Consider the following 12738-nt stretch of genomic DNA (forward strand, 5'->3'; position numbering starts at 1 on the left):
TCGTTCCCGCGAAGGCGGGAACCCAAGTCTTCACCGCAGCCCCCCACCTCAAAACGCGTGCAGCGCGACCACCAGCGCCACGCCCAGGCCGATCAGGAACACCTGCGGCACCGTCTCCCTGAACGTCGCCCGGCGCTGCATCTGCGGCATCAGGTCGCTCACCGCGATATAGATGAAGCCCGACGACGCGAACACCAGCACATACGGAATCAGGCCGCTGGCCTGGTCCAGCGTGAAGTAGCCCAGCAGGCCGCCCGCCACCGCCAGCAGGCTGCACAGCAGGTTGAACACATAGGCGCGCAGGCGCGAGAAGCCGGCGTTGAGCAGCACGATGAAGTCGCCGATCTCCTGCGGGATCTCGTGGGCGACGATGGCCAGCGCGGTCACGATGCCCACTTCGGGGTCGGCCAGGAAGGCCGCCGCGATCAGGATGCCGTCGGTGAAGTTGTGCATGCCGTCGCCGAGCAGGATCATCCAGCCCGACTTGCCGGCCTCGCGCTTGTCGTGGCCGTGGGCGTGGTGGTGGCCGTCGCCCTCGTGGTGGTGCGAATGGCGCAGCAGCGCCACTTTCTCGAGCAGGAAGAACGCCAGCAGGCCCGCCAGCAGGGTCGCGAACAGGCTCTTGATGTCGGCGCCCGATTCGAAGGCCTCGGGCAGCGCGTGCAGCAGCGAGGTCGCCAGCATGATGCCGACCGACAGGCTGACCATCTTCTCGACCACTTTCGACAGCAGGGCGAACGAGAACAGTGCAGCCCCGGAAATGCTGACGACGCCGGCGATCACGGTCGCCAGCAGGATGGAACTCAGGGTCGGGTCGAAAAGCGGGTCGATTTGAAAGCCTCTTGTTCTGTTCTTGCGGCGATCCGCAAACCGGACATTGTACCGCCCCCGGCCCGCCCTCGTCCAAGACCCTTAAGTGACACCCTTCAGGCGACGCCGTTCTTGCGGAACCAGGCCAGCGCGCGGTTCCAGCCATCCGCGGCGTCGGCCGCATTGAAGCTCGGGCGGTAATCGGCATGGAAGGCATGCCCCGAATCCGGATACACGTGGATCGTCGAGCGGCTGTTGCCCTTGTCGAGCGCGGCCTGCATGCGCTGGACCGTGTCCAGCGGGATGCCGGTGTCCTTCGCGCCATACAGGCCCAGGACCGGCACCTTCAGGTTCTGGGCCACGTCGACCGGGTGCTTGGGCGTGAACGACGTCGACTCGCCCACCAGGCGGCCATACCAGGCCACGCCGGCCTTGACGTCCAGGTTGTGCGCCGCGTACAGCCAGGTGATGCGCCCGCCCCAGCAAAAGCCGGTGATGCCCAGCTTCTTGGTATCGCCGCCGCGCTGCCTGGCCCAGTCGACCACGGTGTCGAGGTCGGACATGACTTGCGCATCCGGCGTCCGGGAGACGATGTTCTTGATCAAGTCGGCGGTATTGGGCGCCTTGGTCGCATCGCCCTGGCGCACGAACAGGTCGGGCGCAATCGCCATATAGCCCTGCTTGGCGAAGCGGCGCGCCACGTCCTTGATGTGCTCGTGCACGCCGAAGATCTCGGAAATCACCAGGATCACCGGCACATTGGTCTTGCCGCGCGGCTGGGCGCGATAGACCGGAACGTCCTGGCCCTCGATGACGAGGATGCTGTCGGCCGCGTCGAGGCCTTCGGCATCGGTCTGGACCTGGGTCTGCGCGACCACCGGCAGCGCGGCCGCGGCGAAGCCGGTGCCGACCGCGGCTTTCAGGAAGTCGCGCCGCTTCACGCCATCGTCGTAGGCGCTGGCGCCGAGCAGGCTGTTACCGTCGTTGACGAGATCTTTCATGGACATCCCCTTCTGGACAAGTTGGACAGGCTTGCCAGTTTAGCATCGCTGCAACCGCGTGCGCGTGCGCACGGATGAGTCCAGATCGTGGTTGAAATGATACATATGCATAAAGGATACTTCATGAATGAGAATGATTCGCATTATAATTCTCATTTGAAAAATAATGACTGCTTCTCACTTCAAGAAACCTTTGCCCATGACCAGCCACGCCCGCAGCACCGCTCGCACCCTCACCCTCCACACACTCAGCACCGCCATCCTCGGCATCCTGCCCGCCTGGCATGCGATGGCAGAAGAAGCACCCGAAGTGCCATCCGCCGTCCCCGAGGTGAAGATCACCGGCGCCCGCGACGCCACCACCGAAGGCACTGGTTCGTACACCACCACCGGCCCGCTGGCGACCGGCGCGCGCCTGAACCTCACGCCGCGCGAAACGCCGCAATCGCTGTCGATCATGACCCGCGAGCGCATGGAAGAACAGGGCCTGCAGACGCTGGCCGAGACCATGCAGCAGGTGACCGGCATCTACGTCAACTACAACGACACCGAGCGCGTCACCTATAACGCGCGCGGCTATGCGGTCAACAACTTCCAGGTCGACGGCATGCTGAACCTGTTCGGCAGCTCGCTCAAGGCCAATGGCGACAACGTCGTCTACGACCGCATCGAAGTGGTGCGCGGCGCGACCGGGCTCACCACCGGCGCCGGCGATCCGTCGGCCACCATCAACCAGGTGCGCAAGCGCCCCACCAAAACCTTCCAGGGCAACGTGGCCGTGCGCGTCGGCACGCATGACCTGCGCCGCGCCGAACTGGATGTGTCGGGTCCGATCGCCTACGAGGGCAAGCTGCGCGGCCGCTTCGTCACCGCCAAGCAAGAGGCAAAGTCGTTCCGCCCGCTGTACGAGCAGGACCTGGGCGCCCTGTACGGCATCCTGGAGGCCGACCTGGGTTCAAGCACCACGGTGGCCTTCGGCCACGAGCGCCAGAAGTCCGACCCGCGCGGCTCGACCTGGGGCACGGTCCCCTACTGGAATGCCGACGGCTCGCTGGCCAATATGCCGCACGACCTGAACCTGTCGACGCCCTGGGCTTCGTGGAATATGGACGAGAAGAAGACCTTCGCCACCGTCGACCATCGCATCAACGCCGACTGGCGCCTGCGCGCCGGCTGGACCACGGCCGACCGCGTGCAGGACGGCAGCCTGTACTTCGGCTATGGCGGCTATCCGCGCGCCGACGGCAGCGGCATCACGGTCGCCTACGGCCGCTTCCCGGCCGACGAGACGATGGACGTGCTCGAGTTGAACATCGACGGCAAGTTCACCCTGTTCGGCCGCCGCCACGACCTGGTCTTCGGCTGGGGCAAGGCCGACCGCGAAACCATCTCGCCGCGCATCACGCTCGGCGCGGTGCCCGCGGGCTACGGCGCAATCCCGAACTGGCAGACCTGGACCGGCGACGTGCCCGAATTCCCGAGCACGGTCGGTGCCCACCCCACCAGCATCAACAACGTCGACCAGAAGGCGGCCTTCCTGGCCACCCGCCTGAACCTGTCCGACGCACTGAAGGCGGTGGTCGGCGCGCGCCATGGCAAGTACACGACCCGCACCCGCAACTTCAGCGAAGCGGGCGCCCCCACCACCACCACCGGCTTCACCAACGACGACATCGTCACGCCCTACGTCGGCCTGCTGTTCGACCTGAACCAGCAGTGGACCGCCTATACCGCCTACACCAGCATCTTCCAGCCGCAGAACTTCCGCGACGCGAATAACGAGTTCCTGGATCCGGTCGAGGGCAATAATATCGAGGCCGGCGTGAAGGCCGAGCTGTTCGACCGGCGCATGAACTTCTCGGCGGCGGTCTTCCGCAGCAAGAAGGACAATGTGGCCGAGATCGACGACAGCGTGCCGCCGAATTCGCTGCCCGGCGCGGTCCAGGCCTACCGCAGCACCGGCAAGGGCAATGTGATCGACGGCGTCGAGGTGGAAGCCTCTGGCCAGATCGTGCGCCAGTGGAACCTGTCGGCCGGCTACAGCCACACCCGCCCACGCAATGCGGCGGGCGCGCCGATCAATACCGTCATCCCGCGCAACCTGCTGCGCGTGTTCACCAGCTACCGCTTCGGCGACAACGACCGCTACACGGTCGGCGGCGGCGTGAACTGGCAGAGCAATCTGTGGAACACGGCGCAGAAACCGACCGGCAGCTTCAATGCCAACGGCACGCCCGTCACCGCGACCGGGCGCATCGAACAGGGTTCGATCTGGCTCGCCAACCTGATGGCGAGCTACCGCATCAACGAGCACCTGACGGCCAGCGTCAATGTGAGCAATGTGTTCGACAAAATCTACTACAACCGGGTCGGCTTCTATAACGGCCTGCACTACGCGGAGCCGCGCACCGCATCGGCCACGCTGCGCGCGTCGTTCTGACGGGCCGGCCGCCAGACGCAAGCCGCGACGGTGGTTTTCCATCGGCGCGGCTTATACTCTTCCTTTGATCTTGAACGATACAGGGGATTGCGTGGACAAGCTGGCCAATCATTTCAAGCAGTTGCAATCGACCTTGCCGCCGGACGGTCCGGGATTCAGTGCCGCGGTCCTTCGCGACGGCGAGACCGTATTCGAGCTTCATCACGGCATGGCGTCGCTCGAACTCAAGGTGCCGTTGTCCGCCGATTCGGCCTACTATCTCGCTTCCGAGTCCAAGCAGTTCACCGCGGCCTGCGTCATGATGCTGGTGCGCGAGGGCGTCATCGGGCTCGACGACGATGTGTGTGTCCACCTGCCCGAACTGGCGAAGTTCGAGCAACCGTTCCCCCTGCGCAGCCTGCTCAATCACAGCAGCGGCATCCCCGACTATTTCCAGTTCATCGCATGCCAGCTGGGGCGCCACGAAGCCGACTACTTCGACAACCGGATGATCCTGGCGCTGATCGCCCGTCTCGATACGGTGGTCTTTCCGACCTCGACCGAATACGGCTACAGCAACAGCAACTACATCCTGCTCGCCACCCTGGTCGAGCGCCTGGGCGGCATGCCGCTCGCGCGATTTGCAAGGGAGAAGCTGTTCGCGCCGCTGGGCATGCGCCGCATCGCATTCGATGAGGATCGCTTCAGCATCATCGAGCACCGGGTGTTCAGCTATGAAGCCGATCCTGCGCGCCCGTTTGGCTACAAGCAGCACCTGGGCAATGCCAACACCGTGGGCGACGGCGGTGTGTACGGCAGCGTGCGCGAACTGATGCTGTGGGAAAGAGAATGGCACCGCCAGTGGACCGATCCATCGAGCCTGCTGCACGCGATGCTGCAGCCATCGCCCCTGCTGGATGGGACGGTGCCGCCCTACCGCTTTGGCCTGGAGCTGATCCAGCGCGCAGGCCACGATGTCGTGTTCCACAGCGGCGGGCTATGGGGGTTCGATACGCTGATCCTCAGGATTCCGGCGCGCCGCATATCGATCATCCAGCTGGCGAATTGCGAAGCGGCGCAGTCCAATATCGAAGGCATTCTGGCTGCAATACTTGGCTGATCATTTTCTGACACACGCGCTATAGCGCCCTGCCGGGCAACCCAGCCTACCTCGCCGCCGGATCGCCGTCGTCCGACGCGTGGATCGCCAGCTCGTTCCAGCCCGATGCGGCATCGGGCTCGCGCGCGAAGCGAAAACCGGGCAATAGCGCCAGCAGGATCTCGGCGGTCGTGCGCACGATGCAGCCGGGGGCGACATGCCCGCCGATAACGCGCCCCTGCGCATCGGCGACCGAGATATGCAAATGCGACCCATCGGGAGACAAGGACCCCGCAAGCGTCAGGATCTCGAGGTCGCCGCGCAGTTCGAGCGCATCGCTCATGCCTGCCAACCGTATCCGCGCGACGCCCAGGCTGCCGATCCCCTGGACGACGAATGCCGCGCCAAGCCCGGCATCGCGCAGGATCGCATCGAGCGCGCTACGCAGGTCTTGTTGCGGATGAAGGCGAACAGGGAGTGCTTGCATAACAGCGGGCCGGCGACCTCGGTGCGCCCTTAGTGCGCTTCTTCCCAGTTCTTGCCGACGCCGGTCTCCGCCAGCAGCGGCACATCGAGCTTCGCCACGCCCGCCATCAGCTCCGGCAGTTTCACGCGCACCAGCTCCAGCTCGCCTTCCGGCACCTCGAGCACCAGTTCGTCGTGCACCTGCATGATCATGCGCGTGGCCAGTCCATCGCTGTCGATCCAGTTTTGCACCGCGATCATCGCCAGCTTGATCAAATCCGCCGCCGTGCCCTGCATCGGCGCATTGATCGCCGCGCGTTCGGCGCCGGCGCGGCGCGGGCCATTCGGCGAGTTGATCTCGGGCAGCCACAGGCGGCGGCCGAACACCGTCTCGACGTAGCCGCGCGCCTTCGCTTCCAGGCGCGTATTGTCCATGTACTGCTTCACGCCCGAGAAGCGCGCGAAATAGCGTTCGATGTAGTTGGCGGCCGCCGCGCGTTCGATGCCCAGGTTGCCGGCCAGGCCGAAGGCGCTCATGCCGTAGATCAGGCCGAAGTTGATGACCTTGGCGTAGCGCCGCTGCTCGCTCTGCACATCGGCTGGCGGAATGCCGAAGATCTCGGCGGCGGTGGCGCGGTGGATGTCCTCGCCGTCGGCGAAGGCCTTCAGCATCGCCGCGTCGCCCGAGATGTGCGCCATGATGCGCAGCTCGATCTGCGAATAGTCGGCCGACACGATCACGCTGCCCGGCGGCGCGATGAAGGCTTCGCGGATGCGGCGGCCTTCGGCGGTGCGCACCGGGATGTTCTGCAGGTTCGGTTCGTTCGACGACAGGCGGCCGGTGATGGCCACTGCCTGCGCATAATTGGTGTGCACGCGGCCGGTTTTCGCATTGACCATCTTCGGCAGCTTGTCGGTATAGGTCGACTTCAGCTTCGACATGCCGCGGTGCTCGAGCAGGATCTTCGGCAGCGGATAATCCTCGGCCAGCTTCTGCAGCACCTCTTCGTCGGTCGATGGCGCGCCGGTCGCGGTCTTCTTGATCACCGGCAGGCCGAGCTTGCCGAAGAAGATCTCGCCGATCTGCTTCGGCGAACCCAGGTTGAACGGGCCGCCGGCCGCCTCATAGGCCTGCTGCTCCAGCTCCAGCATGCGCTTGCCCAGTTCGGCCGATTGCACGTCGAGCAGGGCGCCGTCGATCAGCACGCCGTTGCGCTCGATCTTGTGCAGCACTTCCATGGTCGGCATTTCGATCTCGCGGTAGATGCGGGTCAGGCCGGCATCCTTTTCGACTTCCGGCAGCATGCTCTGGTGCAGGCGCAGGGTAATGTCGGAATCCTCGCCGGCGTACTCGGTGGCGCGCGCCAGCTCGACCTGGTCGAAGCAGATCTGCTTGGCGCCCTTGCCGCAGACGTCCACATACGGAATCGTGGTGTAGCCCAGGTGGCGCATCGCCATCGTGTCCATATCGTGCGGCTTGTGCGACTCGAACACATACGATTGCAGCAGCGTGTCGTGCACGATGCCTTTCAGGGTCACGCCATGGTTGGCGAAGATGTGCATATCGTACTTGAGGTTCTGGCCGACTTTCGGCTTGGCCGGATTCTCCAGCCAGGCGCGCATCTTTTCCAGCACATGCTCGCGTCCCAGCTGGTCCGGCGCGCCGGCATAGCGGTGCGCCACCGGGATGTAGGCGCCCTTGCCTGCCTCGACCGACAGCGAGATGCCGACCATCTCGGCCGTCATCGGGTCGAGCGAAGTGGTTTCGGTATCGACCGAGGTCAATGCGGCCGCGTCGACCAGCGCCAGCCATTGATCCAACTGTTCATCCGTCAGGATGGTCTCGTATTCGCCCTTGATGACCGGCATGCCGGCCAGGGTCGCCGCGCCTTCCGGCGAATTGAGCGGGCCGCCGCCCGGCGCCGCGCCCGCCGCCGGCCGCACGCTGCCATCGCCGGCCTTGGCGCCGCCGAGGTCGCGCAGCATGGTCTTGAAACCGTAGCGCTGGAAGAAATCGCGCAAGGCCTCGGCGTCTTCCGGACGGCCGACGAGCGACTCTTCGAACGAGATCACGTGCTTGACCAGGTCGCAGTCGGTCTTGACGGTGATCAGCTCGCGGCCCTTCGGCAACCACTCCAGGGCCGCCTGCAGGTTGGCGCCGACCGCGCCGCCGATGCTGGCGGCATTCTCGATCACGCCGTCGAGCGAGCCGTGCAGGGTGAGCCACTTGACCGCCGTCTTGGGGCCGCACTTGGCCACGCCCGGCACGTTGTCGACGGTGTCGCCGACCAGGGTCAGGTAGTCGATGATGCGGTTCGGCGCGACGCCGAACTTGGCCAGCACGCCGGCTTCGTCCATGCGCTCGTTGGTCATGGTATTGATCAGCATGACCTTGTCGTTGACCAGCTGGGCCAGGTCCTTGTCGCCGGTCGAGACCACGGTCTTCATGCCGCGCGCCGTCGCCTGCACCGCCAGGGTGCCGATCACGTCATCCGCTTCCACCCCATCCACCATCAGGATCGGCCAGCCCATGTGGCGCACCACTTCGTGGATCGGTTCGATCTGCTTGCCCAGGTCTTCCGGCATCGAGGCGCGCGTCGCCTTGTACTCCGGATACAGGTCGTCGCGGAAAGTCTTGCCCTTGGCGTCGAAAACGCAGGCGATGTAGGCCGCCGGGAAATCGGCGCGCAGGCGGCGCAGCATATTGACCATGCCGTGCATCGCGCCGGTCGGGAACCCGTCCGGGCTGCGCAGGTCGGGCAGCGCGTGGTAGGCGCGATAGAGATAACTGGAACCGTCGACGAGCAGCAGGGTATTGTCCATAAGGGGGTGGTATTCAGGATTCGGCAGGCGGCGCCAACCGTGGCGCCAGGGTAAGCGTCATTATCGCAGAATCCGCATGAATGGCCGCGCTTCTGCCCTGGCAAAATTCCTTCCTGCAATCATGGGGATCGGTACACTTTTCACAGGGAAGTGGCGCTGTTTGCTACAATGGACTAAACGACATTAGGTGACCATCATGCTGCGCTCGACACCCCGCTTTGCCCTCCTGACGCTCTGCCTGTTCGCCCACGCCGGCTTCGCCGCGGCCCAGCAGGCAACGCTGCCGCAGACGCAACCGACCCCACCGCAAACGCAGACGCGCCCCAGCGAAGCGCCGCCCCAGCTCGAACGCATCGAGCCGGGCAGCGACGTGCCGGCCACCACGATTCCGCCGCGCGAGCGTACCAAGATTACCGAGCGCCGCAGCAACGACGGCACGGTCACCCAGGTCGACGTTGAAAGCGGCCCGAGCCGCTACACCATGAAGCCCAACGTTGCTCCAGGCAATGCCCAACCCGGCGATGCCACCAGCAACAATATCCGTGCCCCACAATGGACGGTGATGGAATTCGACTTTGGCAATCCCAAAAAGCAGGACACAGCCGAGCAGCCGGTCGCGCCGGCACCCGCACGTCCGGGCGTTCCCGCCCGCGCCGACGTGCCGCCGCCGCCCGCGCTGGAGCCGACCACCAAACAATGATCGCGCCCGCCGCGGCCCCGCGCCGCGGCAGCGGGTCCTCACCTACTCTTTTGCTAGCACATGGCAGTATTTACCGCGGTCTCGCTGGATGACCTTCACCAGTGGATCAAGCAGTACCCGCTCGGCAACGCCGTCGGGCTCGAAGGCATTTCCTCCGGCATCGATAACAGCAATTTCTTCTTGAGCACGGAGCGCGGCGAGTACGTGCTCACGATCTTCGAGAACCTGCGCTTCGACCAGCTCCCCTTCTACGTCAAGCTGATGGCCCACCTGGCCGAACGCGGCATTCCGGTGCCGGCGCCTGTCGCCAATGCGGACGGCGAACTGGTCGTCACGCTGCAGGGCAAGCCGGCCATCGTCGTCAGCCGCCTGCAAGGCAGTTCCCAGCTTGATCCGCAACCGGTGCATTGCGCCGAAGTGGGCCGCATGCTGGCACGCATGCACCTGGCGGCGCAAGACTTTACCCTGCACCAGCCCAACCTGCGTGGCCTGGACTGGTGGGTGGCGACCGCCCCGGCCGTCCTGCCCTTCCTGGACGGGGACGAAGCGGCGCTGCTGCGCGCTGAAGTCGACTACCAGGCGGCGTTCGCGGCCGGCCCGGTCTATCCGAAGCTGGCGCGCGGGCCGGTGCACGCCGACCTGTTCCGCAACAATGTGATGTTCGAAGGCGAACGCCTGAGTGGCTGCTTCGACTTCTATTTTGCCGGCGTCGATACCTGGCTGTACGACGTCGCCGTGACCGTCAACGACTGGTGCATCGACCTGGCCACCGGCAAGCTCGACGAGGCGCGCGTGCATGCGCTGCTGGATGCCTACCATGCGGTGCGGCCGTTCACGCCGGACGAGCGCGCCGCCTGGCAGCCGATGCTGCGCGCCGGGGCGCTTCGCTTCTGGCTGTCGCGCCTGTATGATCTGCATCTTCCCCGTGCGGCCGAGCTACTGACCCCGCACGATCCGACCCATTTCGAACGCATCCTGCGCGAACGCATCGCTTGCCCGGCGCCTAATTTGCCCTAAATGAACAATTTGCCTGCTATCACCGGCTGGATCTGGCTTAAACGCGGCGCCAGCCTGTTCCGTCAACAACCCGCGGCCCTGACCACGCTGCTGTTCGCCAATATCCTGATCAGCATCCTGATCAGCGCGGTGCCTTTGCTGGGGCCGATGGTGGCGGTGGTCTTGATTCCGGCGTTCTCGATGGCCTTCATGATGGCCTGCTCGATGATCGAGAGCGGGCAGCGGGTCTCGCCCGCGGTGCTGTTGACGGGCTTTCGCAAGCCGGTGTTTCGCGAATTGTGCAAGGTCGGTGTGGTCTACCTGGGCGTCTCGCTGGTGCTGGCGCTGATCACGCGCTTCGCCGTCGATCCTGGGTTCTGGGAACAGGTGCGGGCCCAAGGCTCGACCGGCACCCCGGCGGTGCTGGCGGGATCGGATGTGATGGCGATGTTCCTGATCTTCGCGATCGACGTGGCGGCGCTGGTGTCGCTGTGCTTTGCCGCCCCGCTCACCTATTGGCAAAAGATGCCGCCGTTCAAGGCCGTGTTCTACAGCTTCTTTGCGGTGAAACGCAGCGCCGGCGTGTTCCTGGTGCTGCTGCTGGCGTGGTTCGCGATCTTCTTCGCGGTGTGCATGGTGATCGCCATGCTGCTGGGCGGGAACAACCTGGCGCGGGTGGTGATCATGTGGGTGATCTTTTTGTTCATCCTGCTGCTGCAGTGCGCGATGTATGCGGGGTATCGGGAGATCTTTGGCAAGCCGCAGGATGGCGGCCCGGACAATAGGGTCAGCCTCGAGAAATAAGCTGCCGTCCGCCCGAGGCCTTTAACCTGGCCCGGCCGAGCTTTCGCGAGGGCCATTCTGCACATGCCCTCATGGCCAGCGGGGAGTGGACATTCAGCGAGCACGCCGACGGTGGAGCAAGGACATCGGGATGTGGGCTTCACCCTTGGCATTCTTGGCATTGGCATACCTCAGGCTCATGGTCACAAGACCGGCCGGAAGAATGTTGCCGTAACCGGGACCAGGCACTTCGCCCGCGACCGTCAGCAATTGGTCGCCAGCGCCATCCACAACCATCACCGTCTCATTGAAGCTTCTTCCGATTGGAGGAATATTGAATGTCTTGTCAATTGTTTGCGAAGAAGGATCGCAATCCTCGGTGAGAGGAGCCGCATCGAACTTTCCGGTCACTCGCAGCGTATTCGTTCGGCCCGAAGCCGTATAGGCAGTGCGGATGACAACATCTATTTTCTCCCACACAACGTTCCACCGACATATGCGCCCGTCGTCGGTTTCTCGCGATGCGTTCAACGTCATCTCGCCACCGAAGAATACTTCCGTGGGGTCGAAACGCGCCTCGGCGACGGTATCGGATTCGATCGTGACCCGGCATCCCCCCAGCCCACCCGCACAGACCGATCGCTGGCTCCAGCCGGCAAATTCGGAAAAGTAGTCTGGCTGCGCGCGCACCGTTATCTGCTCGCCCTCACGGAATGTTCCAGAAACAGGCGTGACCGTCCCGCGTCCTGCTCCTGCTGCATAAGTGGCGAGTTTGTAGGCAGGAAGCGTCGGCACCCTTATGACCTCCGGCACCGATAAGCGAACGATTTCTTCGAGATCAATCGCCGTGGTGCTGCCAGTAATCTTGTTTAACGTCCGTCGCGCGACGCTGATCGCAGCATTACCGCTATATGCGGAGGCAAGATCGGCTGGCGTAAAAAGGCTCGTGAAATGAGAAGCCGCGGCGACTTTCTTACTAATCGACTCGGAATCAGTTCCTTGTGCGCCACCCATAATGGCCAGCGCAACCACCGGTTTGGTCAATACCCCGTCAGTGATTGCTTTTGTCCAAAAATCCCTGCCTTGAGGCTCTGCGTCGCGATTATACAAGTTTCGATAAACAGAATTTACGAACGCAGCATGATCGTTGTCATCATAAAGATCCTGGGACTCGAGGCTTCTCCCGAAAATGTCGACTAAATATTTGACCGTCGGCGAACTATCATATGCAGTGAGGAGGCTCCCAATATCCAAAGGTATATTAGCCTGTCTATAAGCATTAGACCAAAATGCAAGTCCTTCCGCATCGGCAGGCCTACCGAAATAAGCCACATAAATGCGCTGGATCAGCTCGTTGTAATCCGTGGCTGGCGCAACGGTAACGCTTGCCGCTGAACGTGACATGACACCTTCAGTTACCGGATCGGAGCCGCCGCATCCTGTCATGGCTAAAGACAAAGTCAGCACTAGTACAGGATACGATTTCTTGTCCATGATGGTTTCCTTTATAGAAACCACGAGTCTAGAATTCGATTAAAGAAAATTCAACCGATACCGTTTCCTGTCGCCGTGCGACAACGTTAAATCGCTTTATTCACCAGTTGGTGAATAGACAGGTTTTAAAGCCTAATGTAGGGATAGA

10 protein-coding genes are annotated in these 12738 nt (G+C 63.5%); 5 read left to right on the forward strand and 5 right to left on the reverse strand.

Features of this window, described 5'->3' with window-relative positions; translation table 11 throughout:
* Nucleotides 1-48 precede the first annotated feature (48 nt).
* Both Q9246_RS16345 and Q9246_RS16350 read right to left on the reverse strand, forming a co-directional pair.
* On the reverse strand, nucleotides 49-783 hold the full coding sequence (locus tag Q9246_RS16345) for a ZIP family metal transporter (protein WP_306391699.1): 735 nt from the start codon (nucleotides 781-783) through the stop codon (nucleotides 49-51).
* Nucleotides 784-926: 143 nt separating this feature from the next.
* Nucleotides 927-1811: a dienelactone hydrolase family protein gene (locus Q9246_RS16350; protein WP_306391700.1), complete on the reverse strand. Its 885-nt coding sequence runs from the start codon at nucleotides 1809-1811 to the stop codon at nucleotides 927-929.
* A gap of 199 nt (nucleotides 1812-2010) precedes the next feature.
* Between Q9246_RS16350 and Q9246_RS16355 the strand changes: the two genes are divergently transcribed.
* Together Q9246_RS16355 and Q9246_RS16360 are read left to right on the forward strand one after the other, a co-directional pair.
* A complete protein-coding gene (locus Q9246_RS16355; RefSeq protein WP_306391701.1) occupies nucleotides 2011-4251 on the forward strand; it encodes a TonB-dependent siderophore receptor in 2241 nt (746 codons plus the stop codon).
* Between the two features lie 91 nt (nucleotides 4252-4342).
* On the forward strand, nucleotides 4343-5350 hold the full coding sequence (locus tag Q9246_RS16360) for a serine hydrolase domain-containing protein (protein WP_306391702.1): 1008 nt from the start codon (nucleotides 4343-4345) through the stop codon (nucleotides 5348-5350).
* 46 nt (nucleotides 5351-5396) lie between these two features.
* Here the strand turns inward: Q9246_RS16360 and Q9246_RS16365 are convergent, their stop codons facing one another.
* On the reverse strand, nucleotides 5397-5816 hold the full coding sequence (locus Q9246_RS16365; RefSeq protein ID WP_306391703.1) for a PPC domain-containing DNA-binding protein: 420 nt from the start codon (nucleotides 5814-5816) through the stop codon (nucleotides 5397-5399).
* Nucleotides 5817-5845: 29 nt separating this feature from the next.
* Nucleotides 5846-8617, reverse strand: a complete 2772-nt coding sequence (polA, locus tag Q9246_RS16370) for a DNA polymerase I (RefSeq protein ID WP_306391704.1) — start codon at nucleotides 8615-8617, stop codon at nucleotides 5846-5848.
* Between the two features lie 196 nt (nucleotides 8618-8813).
* Between polA and Q9246_RS16375 the strand changes: the two genes are divergently transcribed.
* Genes Q9246_RS16375 through Q9246_RS16385 form a run of 3 tightly spaced genes read left to right on the forward strand, consistent with a single transcriptional unit; the run spans nucleotide 8814 to nucleotide 11117 of the window.
* A complete protein-coding gene (locus tag Q9246_RS16375) occupies nucleotides 8814-9317 on the forward strand; it encodes a hypothetical protein (RefSeq protein WP_306398209.1) in 504 nt (167 codons plus the stop codon).
* A 60-nt stretch (nucleotides 9318-9377) separates the two neighbouring features.
* Complete coding sequence (locus tag Q9246_RS16380) at nucleotides 9378-10334, forward strand: homoserine kinase (RefSeq protein WP_306391705.1); 957 nt, start codon at nucleotides 9378-9380, stop codon at nucleotides 10332-10334.
* A complete protein-coding gene (locus Q9246_RS16385) occupies nucleotides 10335-11117 on the forward strand; it encodes a BPSS1780 family membrane protein (protein WP_306391706.1) in 783 nt (260 codons plus the stop codon).
* Nucleotides 11118-11210: 93 nt separating this feature from the next.
* Here the strand turns inward: Q9246_RS16385 and Q9246_RS16390 are convergent, their stop codons facing one another.
* Complete coding sequence (locus Q9246_RS16390) at nucleotides 11211-12590, reverse strand: DUF4214 domain-containing protein (RefSeq protein ID WP_306391707.1); 1380 nt, start codon at nucleotides 12588-12590, stop codon at nucleotides 11211-11213.
* Nucleotides 12591-12738 lie beyond the last annotated feature (148 nt).

The sequence above is a fragment of the Telluria beijingensis genome (genome assembly GCF_030770395.1).
Lineage (GTDB): Bacteria > Pseudomonadota > Gammaproteobacteria > Burkholderiales > Burkholderiaceae_D > Telluria > Telluria beijingensis.

What these genes read in the sequence shown, in the direction of transcription:
- Q9246_RS16350 (WP_306391700.1), bottom strand. Translation starts at nt 1,811, where the DNA reads ATGAAAGATCTCGTCAACGACGGTAACAGCCTGCTCGGCGCCAGCGCC.
- Q9246_RS16355 (WP_306391701.1), top strand. Translation starts at nt 2,011, where the DNA reads ATGACCAGCCACGCCCGCAGCACCGCTCGCACCCTCACCCTCCACACA.
- Q9246_RS16365 (WP_306391703.1), bottom strand. Translation starts at nt 5,816, where the DNA reads ATGCAAGCACTCCCTGTTCGCCTTCATCCGCAACAAGACCTGCGTAGC.
- polA (WP_306391704.1), bottom strand. Translation starts at nt 8,617, where the DNA reads ATGGACAATACCCTGCTGCTCGTCGACGGTTCCAGTTATCTCTATCGC.
- Q9246_RS16375 (WP_306398209.1), top strand. Translation starts at nt 8,814, where the DNA reads ATGCTGCGCTCGACACCCCGCTTTGCCCTCCTGACGCTCTGCCTGTTC.
- Q9246_RS16380 (WP_306391705.1), top strand. Translation starts at nt 9,378, where the DNA reads ATGGCAGTATTTACCGCGGTCTCGCTGGATGACCTTCACCAGTGGATC.
- Q9246_RS16385 (WP_306391706.1), top strand. Translation starts at nt 10,335, where the DNA reads ATGAACAATTTGCCTGCTATCACCGGCTGGATCTGGCTTAAACGCGGC.
- Q9246_RS16390 (WP_306391707.1), bottom strand. Translation starts at nt 12,590, where the DNA reads ATGGACAAGAAATCGTATCCTGTACTAGTGCTGACTTTGTCTTTAGCC.